This is a genomic window from Acinetobacter ihumii (genome assembly GCF_900625095.1).
Classification (GTDB): Bacteria; Pseudomonadota; Gammaproteobacteria; order Pseudomonadales; family Moraxellaceae; genus Acinetobacter; species Acinetobacter ihumii.
In genome coordinates this window covers 2,852,646-2,872,499 of sequence record NZ_LR130760.1, presented here as the reverse complement: position 1 = coordinate 2,872,499, position 19,854 = coordinate 2,852,646, and the positions used below count along the sequence as shown (strand labels likewise).

The following is a 19,854-nucleotide window of genomic DNA, read 5'->3' as shown; positions in this document are numbered from 1 at the left end:
TTAATATCCTCGTTGTAGATTCACTACATTCATCAATGGCTGCCTGTTGATAAGACGTTTATCATTTTCCAATATCTGTTCAACCACTACCTTTAAAGGCGCATGTGATGCTACATGGGGTGTGATCAATACGTTTTGTGTTGTCCATAGCGGATGCTCTGGGATGAGAGGTTCTTGCTCGAAAACATCTAGAATTGCTCCACGTAATTGACCAGATTGAAGACAAGCCAATAAATCATTCGAATTTAAATGAGCCCCTCGACCACTATTAATTACAGCTGCACCTTTTGGTAATTTTTCAAAAGTTTTATTGGATAAAATATGTCGGGTTTCTGTTGTAAGTGGTAAAAGATTAATCAGAATCTGGCTTTGAGATAAAAACTGCTCAAACTGTGCCTCACCAGAATAACAAGTCACTGATTCAATAGATTTACTTGATTTTGACCAACCAGAAATTTGATAGCCATAATTCGCCAGTTTTTGCGCCACAAAAGAGCCTATTTCTCCCAGCCCCATAATGCCGACCTTTACATCATGTTCAGAAAGCTGTGAATATTGATGCCAAATTTGCTGTTGCTGATTGTGCGCATAAAGATCGAAGCAGCGTTGGTAATACAAAATGCCCCAATGTAAATAATTCAGCATTCCCTGCTTGTGATGCGCATCGACTATTCGACAAAGTTGGTATTTATACTCAATCTTTTTCAAATCTAAATGCTCTACACCTGCGCCCATAGAATGAATCAATTGTAGGTCGGGTAAAGACTCTAACTGATCCATATCTGGAAACCAGCATGCAGCTGTTGTCGCTTGTGTCGCACAAGCATCATCAGGAAGACAGAAACTATTTTCAGGTGCAAAAGCCTGAAATGCATCCAAAAGCATTTTTTGCGCATAAGGCTTCGTTGAAGCGATTACAATCATGAGCAATACTCTTGCTGCTGACTTTCAATTAAAGAAAGTGCTGCCTGCCAAGCATCTCCGATAATTTGCTCAACACCCTCACGGTCAAACTGCGCCGCGGTATGCTGACAAACCTGAATATCGGGATAATTTAAATCATGACTGCTCAAAGCCTTGATCTGGATTTGACACGCGCGTTCTAAAAAGTAAATTTCATGAAAGGCACGTGGAATTGAATCACCTGTCGCTAACAAGCCATGATTTCTCAGAATCATGCAACGATGTTGTGCCAAATCATTGACTAAGCGTTGCTGCTCATCTAAAGATAAAGCAATCCCTTCATAGTCATGATAACCAATCCGTTCATAAAACTTTAAAGCATGCTGTGAAAGTGGTAACAAGCCATGCTTTTGTGCAGAAACAGCTACACCATCAGCTGTATGCGTATGAATGATACAGTTCACATCCTGCCGAGCATGATGTATGGCAGAATGAATTACAAAACCTGCTCTATTAACATGCTTATGCTGATCATAACTTTCAATAATATTTCCACTATGATCAATTTTAACTAAGTCTGATGCTTTCATCTTATCGAAAGGAATGCCATAACGATTAATGAGGAAATGATTCGGCTCATTTGGAACTCTAAAGCTAATATGAGTATCGATCAAATCAGTCATTCGATAAAATGCAATGAGGCGATATAACGCAGCCAAATCACAACGCGCTTGCCATTCAACTGTGTCAATTTTTACTAAGGTATTCATAATTGCTCTCTTTTCACACAGACTCTTCAGCGACCATAGGTTGAATCGAAGAAATCTTTTTTTCCTGTTTAGTCATGAGGGCTTTAACTCCAAGTACACCGACTAAAGATAGAAAAGATAGAAAACTAAACAGTAAAGCCAGCGGCCACCATTGCCCGGTATAATGACTTGCCAAGAGGGTTCCAATAAATGGCGTAGTCCCCGCTGTCAAAGCAGCAATGAATTGATACGAAATCGAAATACCTGAATAGCGTACCTGTGTTGGAAATATATTGGCCATAAACCCAGCAGCAACTGCATACAAGGCAGATAATGTGACAACTGCCAGAGTAATTCCCAAGGTAATAAAAATGATGTTTTTGGTTTCAACTAACATAAACATTGGATATGGAACGATGATACACAGACTCGCAACCACGATAAGAAAACGCTGTACACCGACTTTGTCTGCACACCATGCTGCGATTGGCATTGTTAGAAACTGAAAAATAGTAACCAAAAACAAGGCATCCAAAATTGTTTGTTTGCTCATTCCCAGATATTGAGTGACATAAGTAATCATGAAGGTATTAGTAAAAAAGAAACCTGCTGTCCCGATCGTAATCGTCAGTCCAGCAAAAATTAAATGTCCTCGATAATTTTTAAGTAATTCTTTTACAGGATGCTGTAAAGTTGTTTCTTGCTGCTTAGCTTGCGTAAACTCTGGTGATTCTTCTATACCAAAACGAATGACAAATCCGACAGCCATCAACAGAAAGCTGAGCAAAAATGGGACACGCCATCCCCAACTTGCAAAAGCTTGTTCATCAAGTGTGCTTACAGCTCTAAATACAAGTAAACACAAAATAAGACCTGCGGGACTACCTAATTGCGCAAATGATGCAAAAAAATTTTTTCTTGCTTGAGGTGCGTGTTCACTTGCCATTAATACAGCTCCACCCCATTCCCCCCCGACTGAAATTCCCTGTAAAAATCGGAAAAATATCAATAAGATTGGTGCCCATATACCAATACTTTCATAACTCGGAATAAGCCCAATACAAGTTGTAGCCATTCCCATCAGTACCATTGTAAATAGCAACATTTTTTTTCGGCCCAAGCGATCACCAAGATGCCCAAAGACGACGCCAGCCAAGGGTCTTGCAACAAATCCCACGGCCAAAGTTGCAAATGAAGCCAACGTTCCTGTTACTGGATCTGTTTTAGGGAAAAATACGGTTCCTAATATCAAGGCTGCGGCAGTGGCATACACATAGAAATCATAAAACTCAATTGTTGTTCCCATAAACGCGGCGGCGGCGGCGCGTTTAGACTGATCTTTTTTCATCTTTCATCCTTAATTTTTGAAATAGGCTTCGCTATTTTTATTAGTACAACAAGGTCATTACGGATATGTCATGTGCGCTTCAATTGAAACACTGATGAATCTATGACTCCCTCAACATATAAGATTTAAAAAAGACTCATCAAGCGAATAATTTTAAAGCATGACATTAGAAAAACTTATATGATAAAAAAGGAGTCAAAATTTGCGGAGAACTAAATGATATAAAGCCTTATTTGTAATTTTTTGGCGCAGAAGTAATAATTTAAATGCTTTCAATGCACAAAAAAGGATCATTATTTACTAATATTTATTTTTTAGATTAAGCTTAACTAATGAACAATAAACATATATTTTTTGAGAATAATCATTTTCTCATAAAGTGATCTTAACAAGTCTCAATGATTTAGGTTGATACTAGAGATGTAGGAGTGACTTCCATGGAATTAAAGTCCCTCCTGAACAAGCTATAAAATCTGGAAGTTAATCTTCAGGATATTCAAAACGATAACCGACGCCATAAACAGCCTGAATCCATTCATGACGATTGCCCGTATCCGCAGCTTCCGTCACTTTACGACGTAAGTTTTTAATATGGCTGTCAATTACACGATCTGCAACATCAAAACTATCTGGATTAATATGATCTAATAACTGCGCTCGCGAATAAACCTGCCCCACATGTTCTAAAAACAACTCTAAAAGTCGAAACTCAGTAGGTGTCAGGCTTAAAGGTTTTTGTTGATACCAGATACGTTGTTGCGCCTTATCGATACGAAATAAATCATTTTGTTCAGGTTCAGCTTTACGATCTAGTCGGCGTAATACCGCTTGTACTCGAGCAACCAGTTCTTTCGGACTAAAAGGTTTACACACATAATCATCCGCGCCCATATTTAAACCCAGAACTCGGTCAATTTCTTCAGTACGCGCTGTCACCATAATAATCGGTAAATCTGACTGTTCACGAACTTTACGGCAAATGGTTAAACCATCCATCCGAGGAACCATTAAATCCAAGACCATAAGACTGGGTTTTTGTTGTAAAAAGCTGTCGTAGGCTTCCTGCCCATCATGAAACATGCTGACTTCAAAACCTGCCGCTTGCAAATAGTCACGTACCAGATGCGCCAATTCAACTTCATCTTCAACCAACATTACGTGTTTCATTGTCAATTATTCCTTATGTATGGACTGTATTTTTGGAAAGGTTAAGCTACAACGCAGCCCGCCCAATGGAGAGTGTGCAAAACTTAAGCGACCACCCAATGCTTGCGCCAACTTACTAGACAATGCCAGCCCTAAGCCTGTACCACCGGTACTACGTGTTCGTGAATCATCCACGCGATAGAAGCGTTCACCCAATCGTTTTAACTGTTCATCATCCACACCCAACGGACTGTCATCCACAATCACACTCCAGTGCTGACTACTTTCCTCGGTATGGATATGGATTTGACCACCTTTTTCGGTATAGCGGACACTATTACTCAACAAGTTGACCATAATTTGTTTAAAACGATCTATATCTAATTGTAAAACCGCACCCTGACCTTCGACTAAAATGCTGAGTTCGGCTTGTTCAAACTTGGGTTTGAAGTTTTCTACTTCCTGAATGATCACATCCCAAGGGTTCACTTCAGCAAAGTAACATTTCAGTTGTTGCGCATCCGCCTGAGCCAAGTCAGCCAAATCCTGCGTGAGTTTTTTCAAACTGCTAACCTGACGCATCATCGCATCTAAATGTTCTGGGTTGGCTTGACGAATTCCATCTTGCATCGCTTCAATTTGCGCCTGCAATACACTGAGTGGGGTTTTTAATTCATGTGATGTATCTGCGACCCATTGTCGGCGTGATTGCTCATGTTGATCCAAAATTTCTGCCAATTGATTCAGTTGTGTTGCCAAGTCTCCCAACTCATCATTGCGCTTAATTTTGACCTGATACTGATAATGCCCTTTAGTCAACTCACGGGTAGCATCCAATAAACGTTGAATCGGTTTTTTAAAATAGGTGGCTAACAATAACGCCGCAACCAAACTCGCCAACACCGATAAAGTATAAATGAGTAATAAAAAACGCTTTTGATTACTAAAAAAATTAATACTTAAAGCATCATCTTCATCCAGAACAGGCTTTAAACCCAAATAACCAATCACCTGATTGCCCGACATAATCGGTCGAAATGACAGTTGGTCATTAGAAGGCTCACCCACTACAAATTGGCGTTTGGCATCATACAAAGAAAGCCGCGAACTTAATCCAAGCCGGTCAGGCATGGAAATAAAGCGTTTTTTCCCCTCTTGCGGCATCATGCCGGCCATTTCAGACAATCGCGGCGGCTTATGTGGATCTTTATTTTTATCATTTGGACGAAATAAATTTTGATTGGAACTCAGCGGAAATTTTAATCCCTCAAAAGGCTGATACTCAGATGGCAAATTATCTTCGATAAATTTACGTTCCTGAGCATCTAAAATCAGACTATTCTTTAATTCATTTTTAGATAATTCTGGTGATAAGCTTAATAACGTTTGCTCTTTAAACATTCGCTGTTGCAAGGCAATGTCATACTGACGGCGTAACCACCAACGTGACAATCGATCATAATCATCAGGCGCGGCATTACCTTCTATCTGTAAAATTTGTGCCTGAATTGCATTGCCCCAATCATGGTAAACATTATATACGTTTCCTAAATTAATGATGAGATGATCCAGTTTTTGCATCTCGACATCAGCAACATAACGTGCAAAATTCTTTTGCATCGTCCAGTGTAAAACGCCCAAACTGACGGTCGTAATCACCAGTGTTGTCAGCAGCACCGTTAAAAATAGGCGCAAGGCAATCGGTACACGACGAATATTCAAAAGAAATCTCTCATTTTTCTTCTATATTCACTATTGTAGCGAACACTCACTCAAAAAACTCTCCATTGTTTCTTCATGTTTATTACTTAATCTTTAACGTATGCCATCAAGATCAATCGGGGATAGAACATGAATAAAATTTCTAAAGTCGCAATGTTAACAGCAACCATCATCACGATGGGAAGTTTAGCAGCCTGTCAATCAACTTCAGCACCAGAACCACGACAAGATCGTGCAATGATGCAAGGTGATCACGGCAAACATTTTAAACGCCATAAATTAACGCCCGAACAACGTGCAGAGATGCAACAGCATCGTGCAGAGCGAAAAGCTCAATTTGAACAAATTCAAAAAGCCTGTGTCGGTAAAACTGTAGGTCAGGCCATTCAGGTCAAAGTCGGCGACAAAACTATTGATGGCACCTGTGAGGTTCGCTTTAAACCGAACAAAATGAATGATCGTGTTGCGCCACCTGCGCCAACGGCAGCAGTAAAATCGTCTTAAAATTCAATTTAAGTCATATCCTTAAAGACGCTTCGGCGTCTTTTTTTATGGACACATCTCTTTACGTTTTTTGACTATTCCTTTCATTGAAAATTCGTTAAAAGTGTTGAGGTTCAATGTACTTAGCATAGTTAAAGCAATTTTCTTTGACTTTACAGTCATGGATGTTGAACGGCAAATGCTTGTACTGATAAATAAGTTGTTGCACGATGTAAAAGTAAAAGATGTGTCACATGACACCATTATCGTTGATTAAGATTATAACTCTGGTTTAACCAGTATTGAGGAACCCGATATGCCACAATACAAAGCGCCGCTACGTGATATGCAATTTGTTTTGCATGAAGTATTAAATGCCGAAGAACATTATGCAAAACTTCCTGCATTCCAAGAAAACGTAAGCCGTGAATTGGTGGATCAATACTTGGAAGCTGCTGCGGATTTCTGTGAAAATGAACTTTCTCCCCTCAATCAAGTGGGTGACCGCGAAGGCTGTACATGGAATGATGGCGTTGTAACGACACCAACAGGATTTAAAGAAGCTTATCAAAAATATATCGAACTTGGCTTTCCATCATTGTCTGCTGAAGAAGAATACGGCGGTCAAGGTCTACCAAACTCTTTAGGTGTTGCAATTTCTGAAATGGTCGGTGCCTCAAACTGGGCATGGGGCATGTATCCAGGTCTGTCACACGGTGCAGTTCGTACTTTGGAACATCACGGTTCAGAAGAACAAAAGAACACTTATTTACCTAACCTTGTTTCAGGTGTCTGGACAGGAACCATGTGTTTGACTGAATCTCATGCAGGTTCAGACTTAGGTATTATTCGTTCAAAAGCAGAACCAAATGAAGATGGCAGCTATGCTATCTCTGGCGAGAAAATCTTTATCTCTGCTGGTGAACATGACATGGCAGATAACATCATTCATATTGTGCTTGCCCGTTTACCAGGTGCGCCAAAAGGCACTAAAGGTATTTCGCTATTTATCGTACCGAAATTCCTTGTAAATGAAGATGGTTCTGTTGGCGAGCGCAATGCGGTACGTTGTGGTTCAATCGAACACAAAATGGGGATTCATGGTAATGCAACTTGCGTCATTAACTTTGACCGTGCCAAAGGTTATCTGATTGGACCTGAAAACCGTGGTCTAAACTGCATGTTTACCTTCATGAATACTGCACGTATTGGGACTGCGGTTCAAGGTTTGTCTGCATCTGAATCATCGTTCCAAGGCGCGTTAACCTATGCCAAAGAACGTTTAGCGATGCGCTCACTTTCTGGTCCTAAAGCACCTGAAAAAGAAGCAGATCCGATTATTGTTCATCCTGCCGTTCGCAACATGCTTTTGACTCAAAAAGCGTATGCTGAAGGTGGTCGTGCTTTAGTTTACTTACTTGCTCAATATGCCGATATCGTTGAACAAGGTACTTCTGAAGAAGAACGTAAATTTGCAGACAACATCCTTTCATTGTTGACCCCGATTGCAAAAGCATTCCTGACTGAAACAGGTTCTGAGTCTGCAAAACACGGCGTACAAGTGTTCGGTGGTCATGGCTTCATTTCTGAACATGGCATGGAACAAATTGTCCGTGACACGCGTATCGCATGTTTATATGAAGGTACAACTGAAATTCAGGCACTGGATTTGTTAGGTCGTAAAGTTCTACAAACTCAAGGCGCAATGCTACGTGATTTCACCAAAATCATTCATAAATTTGTTGAAGCCAATAAAGACAATGCAGCAATGCAAGAATTTGTTGCACCATTGGCAGCGGCGAACAAAGAATGGGGTGACATCACCATGCAAATTGGTATGCGTGCTATGCAAAACCCAGATGAAGTCGGTGCTGCGGCAGTTGACTACCTGTATTTCTCTGGTTATGTCACCTTAGCTTATCTATGGGCTCGTATGGCATTGGTTGCTCAAGAAACATTGGCAGCAGGTACAACTGATGTTGATTTCTACAATGCCAAAGTGACCACAGCGCGATTCTACTTCAAGAAAATCTTGCCACGTGTTCGCTCACATGTCGATGTGCTTTCAACTGGTCTTGAGCCATTGATGGCACTTGATGCAGAACACTTTGTGTTCTAAGCGATCCGGCTCTAGCATGGGTTGATTTGCAAAAACAACTGCATGCCAACGAAAAGGACTGATCAGTTTTGACAGTCCTTTTTTTATTGAATCAATGCTAAATTAATAACATTCCAGACATAGTCATGAATTACATTTTCTGCGTAAGATGAAGCAGATAAATGTAAAATAACAAGGGTGAAAAACGATGCCAATTTACAATGCGCCACTTGCAGATATGCGTTTTATTTTAAATGACGTATTTAAAGCAGAACAATTCTGGCAAGCCAATGAAAATTTGGCACATATTGATGCAGCGACCGCAGAAGCGATTTTAGAAGAAATGGCAAAATTTGCACAAAACGTGACTTTGCCACTGAATCGTAGCGGCGATGAAGAAGGTGCACGTTATGACAATGGAAACGTGACCACACCTGCTGGTTTTAAAGATGCGTTCGAGCAATATGCACAAGGTGGCTGGATCGGTTTAGGTGCAGATGAAGAATGGGGCGGTCAAGGCATGCCTAAAATGCTGACTGTACTTGCAGATGAAATGCTTTTTGCCACCAACCCATCTTTTATGCTCTATCCGCTTCTTTCTGTGGGTGCTGGTATGGCTTTAAATAGCTATGCATCACAAGAGCAAAAACAAACCTATTTACCTAAAATCTATTCAGGAGAATGGTCTGGCACGATGTGTTTGACTGAACCTCATGCGGGTACAGATTTAGGCATTATTAAAACCAAAGCAGAACCGAATGCAGATGGTACTTACAACATTACGGGTACTAAAATCTTCATTACCGGTGGCGATCACGATTTAGCTGAAAACATTATTCATTTGGTCTTGGCAAAAACACCTGATGCACCAGCGGGTTCGCGCGGTATTTCATTGTTTATCGTGCCAAAATTCCTCGTTAATGAAGATGGCTCAGTCGGTGAACGCAATGCCGTGGGCCCGGGTTCAATTGAACATAAAATGGGGATCAAGGCATCTGCTACATGTGTCATGAACTTTGACGGAGCGAAAGGTTTCCTTGTTGGTAAGGAAAACGAAGGTCTGGCTGCCATGTTCGTGATGATGAACTATGAACGTTTGTCGATGGGAATTCAGGGTTTAGGTGCCTCTGAATTTGCTTATCAAAATGCTGCGCAATACGCGACTGACCGTTTACAGGGTCGTAGTGCTGCGGGTGTTCAATCCCCGAATAAGCCAGCAGACAGCATTTTAGTACATGGTGATGTACGTCGTATGCTGCTCAATGTTCGTGCCAACAACGAAGCATCCCGTGCTTTTGCGGTGTATGTCGGTCAGCAACTGGACATCACTAAGTTTTCAACTGATGCAGAAGCGGTGAAAAAAGCCAATAATCGTGTAGCATTATTGACGCCAATTGCTAAAGCGTATTTAACCGATACTGCATTCCAAGCCACATTAGATGCACAAATGTGTTTCGGTGGACATGGTTATATTCGTGAATGGGGCATGGAACAATGTATTCGTGACTTACGTATTTCACAAATCTATGAAGGCACCAATGGTGTTCAGTCTCAGGACTTGATTGGTCGTAAAACCATTAAATGTGGTGGTGCGTTTATTGAAGAATATGTTGCTGAAATCCGTGATTTTGCCAACACTTTAGATGCTGACTTAAACTTCATCAAGGATGCAACCCTAGATGCAGCCACAAGTGTTGAAGCAGTGACCCAGTTTATTTTAGAACAAGCAGCAGAAAATGTTGATTTCCCAAATGCAGCAGCAGTTGATTATTTGCATGCCGTCGGTCTACTCAGCTTTGCCTATATGTTTACCAAAATTGCTGCGGCAGCCAAAGATAAATCAGGTGATTTCTATCAAAACAAATTATCACTTGCACAATACTTTGTGACCCGTATTCTTCCAGAACTTGAATCACGCATCAAAAAAATTGAAGCGGGTTCTGAGCTGGTCATGAGCTTTAGTGAAGATTACTTCACCACTCAATCTTAATCTTAACGATCAAGCAAAAACGCCTGCCCATGCAGGCGTTTTTTTATGCGCCTTAAAATGTAATATTGTCTCCATAAAATCAAGACTATAAATATTTATATATGTCTCATGTGCATGAAATTTGCTTCATATATAATGACTAAACATCTATTTGAGTCTGAATCCTTTATGTCTGCTCCCAAGAATAAATTAGAAACCTTACTCGACAAATTTGGTAATTACGCTGTTGAAGCCTTTCACTATATTGCCCTATTTATTATTGGCTGTATGGTGGTCTGGTCGGCACTGCATACGACTATCGAAATTTTGACCGTAAAACAGTATGCAACCATTGATGATATTTTACTGCTATTTATTTATCTTGAGCTTGGTGCAATGGTTGGAATTTACTTTAAAACCAATCACATGCCTGTACGTTTCTTAATTTATGTGGCCATTACCGCACTGACCCGTTTACTCATTTCTGACATCCAACATAACCATAAAGCAGATGTCGGTCAGTTAATTATTACGGGATCTATCCTGATTTTGGCCTTCGCGATTTTAATCGTGCGCTATGCCTCATGGAATTATCCATCGGTCATCCGAAGCAAAGAGCAGGAACGCGAATTACCCGCGGGTAAAACACCTCGTCCTGAAGATGATGAACTTGCTTAAAATATAGCTTACTCAAGCAATAAAGCAGGTTAATTCCTGCTTATTGAAAGGTTTGGATCATTAACGAACCTGATAAATTCGATGATTATAGTTCGAGACTAATAGATATCGGTGGTCGGCTCTCACCCAATGATAACCACGAGGCGGAGCAGACAAACGTGAATTACGCCAGTTAGATACATGATAACGATTGTCGCGATATTGCTTAGGCAAGCGGTCACCTTGTCTAAAACGGGCATAATCAGATCGGTCATGCTGGCGATCAGACCATTTCGCGGCAGGAGGGGCATGATGGTAACGGTCTGGACCACGATCATTTTGCCAATGATGAGAGGTCGCCATTGCGCTTGCCGAAACTGCGAAGCTTGCGACAGCCAGTAAAATCTTAAACGATGTTTTCATTATTTCATCCTCTTAAACGATAGACTCAGCTTAAGCAGTACTCAAGGAGAAAGGATGAATGAAAATGCCAACTTTGCTAAGGAGTGTAAGCAAGTTTCCTTAAAGATGAAGAATCTGTAACTTGAAATCAATTTAATCCGCATAAACCGATTTAACGGACAAATTCAATTCTAAAATTATCATCAGAAATAAGGAGGTAATGTCCCCCCACTAAATACCAGCGTGTTCCCCATGGTGGCTCATACAACTGATGTCCGTACCAGTCATTTAAATAATACCGTTCATTCCGATACTCAATGGGCAAATGATTGCCCTGTACAAATACATATCGATCATTACGATATTCATAGGTAGTCGCAGGTTGATAATGATATTCAATATAAGTCCCCTGACGTGGACGCTGCGGATAATCAGGATAATGTCCACCCCAATTCGGAGGTGGACGATGTGCATGAGATGGTGGCGGCCGCTTCCATTGTGGAGGTCTTGAAGGTGGCTTTGGACGTTCCACGCTGCGATAATTTCCCCACTGATTTTCGGCAAAACTTGGCATCGAGAGACTGAATAAGAGTGCCCCGATACAGGCATATATCGCATAAATACGCATGGTATTGCCCTTTTATATTCTGATCTTTCTTTCATTTTAGCTTAAAAAATCAGCAATATCTGCATCATAAATGTAGGCATTATTTAAAGTTGTCGTTGTTGATATGGCTTGCATTTCTTGAGCAAAAAAGCCGTTATACTAGACCATCGTTGTATGACTGGATGAGAGCTTGTGTCTGAGTTAAGTTTTGAACGCCTTTATCAATTTTTTAGTAAAGTACCCAGCATTCAGGAAAGCCGAATCGATGCGCATGGTACAGATGGCAAAGAGGCATGGTGGTTTAAATTTCAAATTGATGTTGAACATCCACTTGCATGGCAAACCGTTCAAGAACTGGGGCATGTACTCAATTATTTATCAACCAATGAACGCCTCCCAACCCAGTTTTTTCCAGTTTCTCCACCACCGTATATGAACGGTGAACCTAAAGAGTTTTTGGCATGGGTCATTCAATGTAATCATCCAGATTTTACACCTGATGTAGTGTGTGACTGGCTGGAAGCACGTTTACCGAATCCGGTTGATGATGAAAGCCAATGGAAAATTGCAAACGATTTAACAGAGCTCGATCAACTGACGGCTAAAGAACTGGATGAATTAATTCCCCCGACCCATTAAGTCATACGTATAAATATGAAAAAGAGAGGAATCCCCTCTCTTTTGATCAGCATTAGACTTGTTTTAAAGCTCAATCATCTAAATTAGGCTTCTTTTTCATGATGGTTTAAGCCCTTTTTATTTTTCTCCCAAAGAGAAATAAAAGAGACTTATGGAAGAAGCCTAATTAAAAAGTAGAAAGTCCTGACCACTCCATAAAGCGATAGGTCCAATATTTTAGTTTAGACTCATCTGCATATTGAGCATAATCAACACTCATCTGGCGACCATCCAGATTCGACCAAGCGGTATTGAAGTAGTGTTTGGCATCTTGAAAAACAGCAGTCTGGCTTGTGCCTTTCACGCGTAAATCCGTTTCCAGATTATAATTTTTTAGATTTCGAGCGGTAAAATTAGCCGAGCCTAAAATCATGTCTGTTTGGGTCGAATTGGATTTAATGATCATTTTACTGTGACATTGCTCACCCTGCGTATTGCACCAGCGTACAGGCACGCCTGCTGCGTGTAGCTCTGCTGCCACCTGACGATTTGGAATACCATTTTTCTGACGACCAAAGGCATCTTTATTGGGGTCAAGCAAAATCCGTAACTTCACACCACGCTGCTGTGCCGCTTTTAAGGCTTTAATGATGCGACGCTCTGATAGATAGAACATCGCCAGATCAATTTGCTCATCGGCTTTAGCTGTGTCAATCAGCTCTAATACAGCTTGATAAATAGCAGCCTCAGTAAGCACTTGCACTTGTGGTGCACTGTGACTGGCATTGATTTCCCCCATCACCACTACGGGTGAGGTTCCACCCGACAGTTGTGCAACACGTTGCTCTGTTTTTAACACATCCATCGCTGTTGGGCCTGCAACCACTAAAGCGACATTTGAATGACGTGAACTGCCATCATGCGGATTTGCCGAAGTAACCATGGTTTTCCAGCCCTCATCGGTATCTACCACTAAGGTTTTACGATGATTGGCCTTAAAATTAGCCAATTGTAAATAACTCCGTAAGGTAATTTTTTCCTGTCCAAAAGGGTTAGCAAGCCAGCCTTTCTCAGGATTGTTACCCAATCCCTGACAGCAAATGTACCAAAATCCAGACCACAATGGATTAGAAGCCCGTAATGGAGTCAAATCCGTTTCAATCACATCGACGCCTGCCTGACGTAATTGTCGATAATGTTCAGGCAAAATACCGCCATATACCGAGTTAATTGGATCGGTGATCAGCGTAATTTCAACATTTGGCGATTCACGGCGTTTTTGAATCAAGGCTTGAGTCAACTGCTGTGTTAATGGTCGTTGAGCCAACTTAGACTCACCTGTCTCTGCATTAAACAAAAACATATCCAGCACGATAGTGCTTCGAGCCTGATGAATCAGACTTAACATCTCATCAAAAATCTGATGATCCTGTTGCTGTTGACCTTGTGCATTCAAATAAGTTTGATCAGAAAGAAATTTGACCTGTGCATGACGGAACTTACCGTTAAAATTTAGGCCCACAGGCAAAGGTTTGTAAACGTGATAAATGGCTGAGGCCACATAACCCAACACTAAAATCCCTGCGATCAACGCCACGTAACGACGCCCTGACCAATTCAGTTTTTTGTGAATCCGTTGAAAAATACGCATAAAAAACAACCTAAACAGTTATGTTCAGGCTAGAGTTTATTTCCTTATTTTTCAAGACGCATTTAGTTAAATTAGCGCGTCTAAAGTCTTTAAAAAAGGAAAGCCGAAGCTTTCCCTGATCATGTTCAACCAACAAGCATTAGAAGTTAAAGTTTATGCCCATCGTAAAATTACGTCCAATTTGTGGAACATCCGATAAGAATGATTCATGTAAATAGACTTTACTATCGAGTAAATTATTGGCTTTGGCATAGAGCTGATACGCTGCTTTTGGGTTGATATGCCCATCATAAGTAAAACCAAGATTCACCATGTTATAAGATTGACCTTCAGTTTCGTAATTGGCAATATCATCCTGATTGAATACATGGTAATACTCGGCAGTTCCAGAATACCCCTCACCAAAATTAGCCTTGATGCGCGTTCCGATACGTCCACCCGGAATACGTGGCGCATTGCCCTGATTATCCAGCTTAGCACGCACATAATCCCCAAATAATCCTGCATTATAACGTGCATTCAGTTGATAACTGATATCGCCATCTATGCCATAGAAACGTGCATCCGTTTGGTCATAATGGACTGAACGAAAGTCTCCTTTACAGTCAATAGTGTTGGCATAGATAAAGTCATCAAACCAGTTATGATAAACACTGACATTATATTGAAGCGCATCTTGGTTAGCATGAAAGCCTAAACTGAGATTATTGGATTTTTCTTTGCTGAGTTGATCATTACCAAATTCAAAACTTTTGGTTGGCCCATGTAAGCCACCATTGGAATAAAGCTCTTGCGCCATCGGTAGACGCTCTTGATGTGAAGCATCCAGCGAAATCTTTTGATCGGGCAAAAACTCCCAAGCGGTTTCACCTGCCACAGAGTAAGCAGTGCCATTGAAGTTTTTCTGATCTGAATCAACTTTTGATTGTTGATGATCAATACGTGTGGAAAGTGTTGTAGTGAATGCACCCACTGGTTTAGCTTGTACTGCAAATAAGCTATACCGCTTGGTATCTGTGGGTGCCATTAGGGCTTCTTCACCATCAATAGTCAATTTTTGCTGGGTATATTGCGCGCCCATTTGACCATTCCAACCGAGCCACGGGTGATTATCTAAAACAATACGCCCATCTGTACCTTGACTACGGAAAAGTGTGGCAGCTGTATCACCATCCATTTCTGCATGTTGATAGCTGGTGTGGTTTGCCTGAGCAGTGAAACGGCTAAATCCAGCAAATGGCTCATCCAATTGGGTTTTAAAGTCATAACGCTTTTGTTTTAAGTTGATCCAAGAAGAGCCACCTTCCTCACCCTCATCCTCATGTTGCGCAGGAATCGTCAACATCATATTTTGATCCGGTTCCCAATCTGAATCAACATCACCGGGAATACCATATTTATCGTGGCGTTCGCTATACGCAATACCCGTATAGCCACGATCATAAATCCACGACAAACCTGCATGATAATCATTGGATTTGGCAAAAGTACTGTCTTCGCGGCGCGCATCTGTTTGCAGATCGCGAGGCAAGATGTAATCATTGGCATCGCGTTTTAAGCCGCCAACATTTAAAGCAATCTGACGCCCCAGACCGATCGTAGTCTCTCCAGAATAAACAACACCATCATCACCTGTGTTATAACGCGCCCCGATACGACCCTCATATCCCTGATCTGGCATTTTTGAAGGAATCTTATGATCAATGATATTCACCAGTCCACCCACTGATCCTGCACCATACATTAAGGTTTCAGGTCCTCTTAATACTTCAATCTGATCTGCCGAATTTGGATCAACCGTCACCGCATGGTCTGGAGAAACCGAAGACACATCCAGCGGATCACCGCCATTTTGAGTAATCTTGACACGTGCACCATCCTGACCACGAATCACTGGGCGACTGACGCCGCCTGTATATTGTGCAGAATAGATACCAGCCTGACCGTCTAAAGCATTCCCGATGGTTGTTCCGCCCTGAAGTAGTTGATCTTGCGCAATAGTAATATTACCTGTGGTTTGACCAGGGAGCGGTTGTTCACTGGCTTTGGCTTTTAGCTCAATCGTCGGTAAATAACTGGTCTGAATTTCAGTATTTAAGTCCCGTGCTTGTGCATGATGTATCGATAAAGACAAAATAGAAAAGGCAAAAAGGTTGGTGTTGTTCAGCATGATGATGATCCAAGAGTCAATCACATGTTACGTTATAATATATTGTTTATTTTTCAAGAAAATTCAGCTTGATATCATTATTTCCATTGGGAATATGACTTTTATGGTTTTAATCAAAATTTAAGTCAGATTTAAGCAAAAGATAATTGTAACAATATAATATTTCAAAAAACATGGAACCTATGCGGGATAGACTCCATGTGAATATTTAAAAACAACTACTTTTTAGAAACTAAAATCAACACCTACAGTAAAGTTTCGTCCAACATGGGGAATATTGGATAAAAACGAAGCATGGTTATAAACTGTTTCATCCAGTACGTTATTGGCTTTTACATAAACACGATAGTCGGTTTTGTTGGTGGCACGCGCTGCATACGCCAATCCTAGATTGACCATATTATAGCCTTCTGTATCGGTTTCGTAGGCTGCAATTTTGTCTTGCTTAAATGCATGATAATACTCAGCCATGCCTGAGAAACCGTCGCCAAAATCAGCATCGAAACGTGTGCCCAAACGTCCACCCGGAATACGTGGCGCATTGCCTTCAGCTTCAATCTTGCCACGTACATAATCACCAAACACAGTTGTTTTATATCGTGGTGATAGCTGATAAGACACTTCTCCTTCTACCCCATAAAAACGGGCTTCGTCTTGTGTGTATTCGACCAGACGAAAGTTTTCATAACGATCTAAGGTTTGAGCATAAATGTAATCATCAAACCAGCTATGGAACAGGTGAACATGATAGTTCAGTTGATCTGCATCGTAATGAAAACCCAGTTCAATATTATTGGATTTTTCTGGATTCAGATTTTCATTGCCAATTTCATAGGTGTTGGTAGCCAAATGTTTACCATTGGCATAAAGCTCTTGCGCGAGTGGCATACGTTCCTGATGAGAGGCAACCAGTGACAATTTATAATTTGGCGCAAATGACCAGTTGGCAGCACCTGAATAAGAAAAAGTATGATCATCATAATTTTTCTGAGGTGAATCAATATCAATATTTTGCTGATCAAAACGTGCTGCAAGTTCAAAATGAACATCTTTCCATTGGGTATGCTCAAGGGCAAATAGGCTCCATTTATTGGTCGTACTTGGCCCAGCAAATAAGGATTCTTCACCGCTAATATCCAGCTTTTGACGACCAAATTGCGTCCCGATGACTCCTTCCCAAACCGCGATTGGATTGTGCACCAACTCTAAACGGGCATCATAACCTGTGCTTTTAAAAGTGGTGGCCGCTTCGCCTTCTTCAATTTCATCATGTTTATAATCGGTATAGCTGGCCTGGGCACGAAGTTTTTTAAAGCCTACAAACGGATCATCCAGCTCTGTTCTAAAATCATAACGCTCCGATTTCAGATCAACCCATGGACCTGCATGATCATGTTCATGCTCGTGTCCCTCTTCATCTTCACCATGATCGTGATCATCATGTTCACCACAGTGCAAATGCGTTCCATGGGGATGGCAGCTTTCATATTCGTGGCTATGTCCCGGCAAACCATACTGATCCTGACGGTTGGTGTAGGAAACACCAGTAAAGCCTCGATCGTAAATCCATGACAAACCTAAGCTGACATTGTCTGATTGAGCAAAGGTGTTATCCACGCGGCGTTCTTTTTCACCCTCATGAACATAATCAGGGGCAATATAACTGTTCGCATCACGTTTTGAACCTTCAACACGTAACGCGACCCGATCGCCCAAACCGACAGTCACCCCCGCAGCACCCAACTTTTCATCACCGCCTGTGTTGTATCTTAGACCCACTTGACCTTCATAACCGTTTTCAGGCATTTGAGTTGGAATTTTGCTATCGGTGATATTAACCAATCCACCTACTGTGCCTGCACCATACAGCAAAGTTGATGGACCACGGACGATTTCAACCTGTTTGGCCAAGATTGGATCGACCGTTACTGCATGATCGGGAGATAGAGTTGACACATCCATCGTTTCAGACGCATTCGCCAAAACTTTCACGCGCGCCCCATCCTGACCGCGAATCACAGGACGACTTGCACCCGGCCCAAATTGATTGGAATACACCCCAACCTGATCACTCAGTGCCTCACCAATGGTTGCCCCGCCCTGTCGTAATTGCTCATTTTTAATCACATGATCCGCAGCAGCATAGTCCACAGCCGTTTGTACCAGCGGATGTGCGGTTGCTTCGATGGTTTCCAATTGATGAGTGGCAGATTGACTTTCAACCGCATAAAGCGTTGAAGACATGATACTCAAGATTGAAAACGACAATATTTTTTTCTGAAAAGACATACATAAAACTCAACAATAATATAAAGCTTAATCATTTCTTAATTTTTGAAATATTATAACATTTCATGAAATTTGCAATAAAAAACATTCATTCTTCAATTGACGCTTTAAACTCAAACCCGATATTGAGTCAGAATTAATTGCTTCGCCTATATGCCTTTTACGTTGTCCCATGCTGTTCTTGCACCTCCTATTGCCAAACTTACTCGACACACATTACCCGTCGCTGCTTTGGCGATTGGCTGTATGACACCCGATTTAGTTCGATTATTTACTGATGAAAACATCACCATTAGTCATGAATGGTCTGGCTTAATAATCCCGAATTTATTACTTGGACTTGGGTTTTGCCTAGTTTGGTATTTGCTCTATCGTCCTGTACTGTACCAATGGCTTGCGCTACAGGATGATTTGAATTTTAAAAGCCTTCATCAATTTTGTGGTTTTGCCATTGCCTGTATGGTGGGGATCATGGTCGGTTGTGTCACACATATTGTTTGGGATGGCTTAACCCACGATGACTTTAGAACTTTCGCATTTCAGGATTTTCTCGGTCAGGCTCTTGTATTTTTTGGACGAACCTATCCCGTTCATCGTTTTTTACAACTGGCGACATCTATCGTGAGTTTGCCGATTCTGGGTTGGATGTGTTATCGCTATTTCATTCAACATCGTATTGCACAGCAGCGCAGCTTCTTTTTATTGTTGAGCTTAGTTGTATTGCTCTCATGCGCTACGGGCAGTTATGCAGTATTTCTCTATTTACAACACATTGACCCACAACTTTGGCATACAGAGACTTATGTGATTACTGGCAAAGCGATTAATTATTTTTGTCGTGGTTTTCTTATCAGCTTTAGTTTGAGTTGCCTTATCTTTATTTTACTGAAATTCTTCAATCAATTTCAGCGAAAAAATGACAATTAAGCCTTCATTTTTTGGTATTTTTCATTCAAGTTCTTGTGACCCGTCCTCTGAGAAGGCATAATCGCTGATTCACTGGCGGTACGCTGTTTACGTATGCGCCCCTACAGCCAATATA

The 19,854-nt window shown here is 41.2% G+C and carries 16 protein-coding genes; 6 read left to right on the top strand and 10 right to left on the bottom strand.

The window, feature by feature from the left end; translation table 11 throughout:
• From E0D95_RS13505 to baeS, 5 genes are all read right to left on the bottom strand, one after another.
• Positions 1-924, bottom strand: coding sequence for a 2-hydroxyacid dehydrogenase (locus E0D95_RS13505; protein WP_130804443.1), 924 nt, complete (start codon positions 922-924; stop codon positions 1-3).
• A complete protein-coding gene (locus E0D95_RS13500; RefSeq protein WP_130804441.1) occupies positions 921-1,673 on the bottom strand; it encodes a class II aldolase/adducin family protein in 753 nt (250 codons plus the stop codon). The genes E0D95_RS13505 and E0D95_RS13500 overlap by 4 nt, the downstream gene beginning before the upstream one ends.
• A gap of 13 nt (positions 1,674-1,686) precedes the next feature.
• Positions 1,687-3,000, bottom strand: coding sequence for an MFS transporter (locus tag E0D95_RS13495; protein ID WP_130804439.1), 1,314 nt, complete (start codon positions 2,998-3,000; stop codon positions 1,687-1,689).
• A gap of 480 nt (positions 3,001-3,480) precedes the next feature.
• Positions 3,481-4,167 (bottom strand): response regulator, encoded by a 687-nt coding sequence (locus E0D95_RS13490; protein WP_130804437.1) that lies wholly within the window; start codon positions 4,165-4,167, stop codon positions 3,481-3,483.
• Between the two features lie 6 nt (positions 4,168-4,173).
• On the bottom strand, positions 4,174-5,868 hold the full coding sequence (gene baeS / locus E0D95_RS13485; RefSeq protein WP_130804435.1) for a sensor histidine kinase efflux regulator BaeS: 1,695 nt from the start codon (positions 5,866-5,868) through the stop codon (positions 4,174-4,176).
• Between the two features lie 129 nt (positions 5,869-5,997).
• Here baeS and E0D95_RS13480 point away from each other — a divergent pair, with 129 nt between their 5' ends.
• From E0D95_RS13480 to E0D95_RS13465, 4 genes are all read left to right on the top strand, one after another.
• Positions 5,998-6,372 (top strand): hypothetical protein, encoded by a 375-nt coding sequence (locus E0D95_RS13480; protein WP_130804433.1) that lies wholly within the window; start codon positions 5,998-6,000, stop codon positions 6,370-6,372.
• Positions 6,373-6,667: 295 nt separating this feature from the next.
• Positions 6,668-8,470, top strand: a complete 1,803-nt coding sequence (locus E0D95_RS13475) for an acyl-CoA dehydrogenase C-terminal domain-containing protein (RefSeq protein ID WP_130804431.1) — start codon at positions 6,668-6,670, stop codon at positions 8,468-8,470.
• Between the two features lie 187 nt (positions 8,471-8,657).
• Positions 8,658-10,439, top strand: coding sequence for an acyl-CoA dehydrogenase C-terminal domain-containing protein (locus tag E0D95_RS13470; RefSeq protein WP_130804429.1), 1,782 nt, complete (start codon positions 8,658-8,660; stop codon positions 10,437-10,439).
• Between the two features lie 168 nt (positions 10,440-10,607).
• Positions 10,608-11,096, top strand: coding sequence for a phosphate-starvation-inducible protein PsiE (locus tag E0D95_RS13465; RefSeq protein WP_130804427.1), 489 nt, complete (start codon positions 10,608-10,610; stop codon positions 11,094-11,096).
• A gap of 60 nt (positions 11,097-11,156) precedes the next feature.
• Here the strand turns inward: E0D95_RS13465 and E0D95_RS13460 are convergent, their stop codons facing one another.
• Entirely contained in the window at positions 11,157-11,498 is a 342-nt protein-coding gene (locus E0D95_RS13460) for an RcnB family protein (RefSeq protein WP_130804424.1), read from the bottom strand.
• 151 nt (positions 11,499-11,649) lie between these two features.
• Positions 11,650-12,105 (bottom strand): RcnB family protein, encoded by a 456-nt coding sequence (locus E0D95_RS13455; protein WP_130804422.1) that lies wholly within the window; start codon positions 12,103-12,105, stop codon positions 11,650-11,652.
• A gap of 171 nt (positions 12,106-12,276) precedes the next feature.
• On the opposite strand from E0D95_RS13455, the gene E0D95_RS13450 reads away from it, so the two are divergent.
• Positions 12,277-12,723: a hypothetical protein gene (locus E0D95_RS13450; RefSeq protein WP_130804420.1), complete on the top strand. Its 447-nt coding sequence runs from the start codon at positions 12,277-12,279 to the stop codon at positions 12,721-12,723.
• 166 nt (positions 12,724-12,889) lie between these two features.
• Here the strand turns inward: E0D95_RS13450 and E0D95_RS13445 are convergent, their stop codons facing one another.
• The 3 genes from E0D95_RS13445 to znuD (E0D95_RS13435) form a co-directional block, all read right to left on the bottom strand.
• Positions 12,890-14,353 (bottom strand): phospholipase D family protein, encoded by a 1,464-nt coding sequence (locus tag E0D95_RS13445; protein WP_130804418.1) that lies wholly within the window; start codon positions 14,351-14,353, stop codon positions 12,890-12,892.
• A 139-nt stretch (positions 14,354-14,492) separates the two neighbouring features.
• On the bottom strand, positions 14,493-16,523 hold the full coding sequence (gene znuD / locus E0D95_RS13440; protein ID WP_130804416.1) for a zinc piracy TonB-dependent receptor ZnuD: 2,031 nt from the start codon (positions 16,521-16,523) through the stop codon (positions 14,493-14,495).
• 225 nt (positions 16,524-16,748) lie between these two features.
• On the bottom strand, positions 16,749-18,812 hold the full coding sequence (znuD, locus tag E0D95_RS13435; protein WP_130804414.1) for a zinc piracy TonB-dependent receptor ZnuD: 2,064 nt from the start codon (positions 18,810-18,812) through the stop codon (positions 16,749-16,751).
• Between the two features lie 153 nt (positions 18,813-18,965).
• On the opposite strand from znuD (E0D95_RS13435), the gene E0D95_RS13430 reads away from it, so the two are divergent.
• The gene (locus E0D95_RS13430) at positions 18,966-19,739 is read left to right on the top strand and encodes a DUF4184 family protein (protein WP_130804411.1); all 774 of its coding nucleotides are present in this window, start codon (positions 18,966-18,968) and stop codon (positions 19,737-19,739) included.
• Positions 19,740-19,854 lie beyond the last annotated feature (115 nt).

Bases quoted from the DNA above. Each gene is read 5' to 3' on its own strand.
- E0D95_RS13505 (WP_130804443.1), bottom strand. From the start codon at position 924: ATGATTGTAATCGCTTCAACGAAGCCTTATGCGCAAAAAATGCTTTTG.
- E0D95_RS13500 (WP_130804441.1), bottom strand. From the start codon at position 1,673: ATGAATACCTTAGTAAAAATTGACACAGTTGAATGGCAAGCGCGTTGT.
- E0D95_RS13495 (WP_130804439.1), bottom strand. From the start codon at position 3,000: ATGAAAAAAGATCAGTCTAAACGCGCCGCCGCCGCCGCGTTTATGGGA.
- E0D95_RS13490 (WP_130804437.1), bottom strand. From the start codon at position 4,167: ATGAAACACGTAATGTTGGTTGAAGATGAAGTTGAATTGGCGCATCTG.
- E0D95_RS13480 (WP_130804433.1), top strand. From the start codon at position 5,998: ATGAATAAAATTTCTAAAGTCGCAATGTTAACAGCAACCATCATCACG.
- E0D95_RS13475 (WP_130804431.1), top strand. From the start codon at position 6,668: ATGCCACAATACAAAGCGCCGCTACGTGATATGCAATTTGTTTTGCAT.
- E0D95_RS13470 (WP_130804429.1), top strand. From the start codon at position 8,658: ATGCCAATTTACAATGCGCCACTTGCAGATATGCGTTTTATTTTAAAT.
- E0D95_RS13465 (WP_130804427.1), top strand. From the start codon at position 10,608: ATGTCTGCTCCCAAGAATAAATTAGAAACCTTACTCGACAAATTTGGT.
- E0D95_RS13460 (WP_130804424.1), bottom strand. From the start codon at position 11,498: ATGAAAACATCGTTTAAGATTTTACTGGCTGTCGCAAGCTTCGCAGTT.
- E0D95_RS13455 (WP_130804422.1), bottom strand. From the start codon at position 12,105: ATGCGTATTTATGCGATATATGCCTGTATCGGGGCACTCTTATTCAGT.
- E0D95_RS13445 (WP_130804418.1), bottom strand. From the start codon at position 14,353: ATGCGTATTTTTCAACGGATTCACAAAAAACTGAATTGGTCAGGGCGT.
- znuD (WP_130804416.1), bottom strand. From the start codon at position 16,523: ATGCTGAACAACACCAACCTTTTTGCCTTTTCTATTTTGTCTTTATCG.
- znuD (WP_130804414.1), bottom strand. From the start codon at position 18,812: ATGTCTTTTCAGAAAAAAATATTGTCGTTTTCAATCTTGAGTATCATG.
- E0D95_RS13430 (WP_130804411.1), top strand. From the start codon at position 18,966: ATGCCTTTTACGTTGTCCCATGCTGTTCTTGCACCTCCTATTGCCAAA.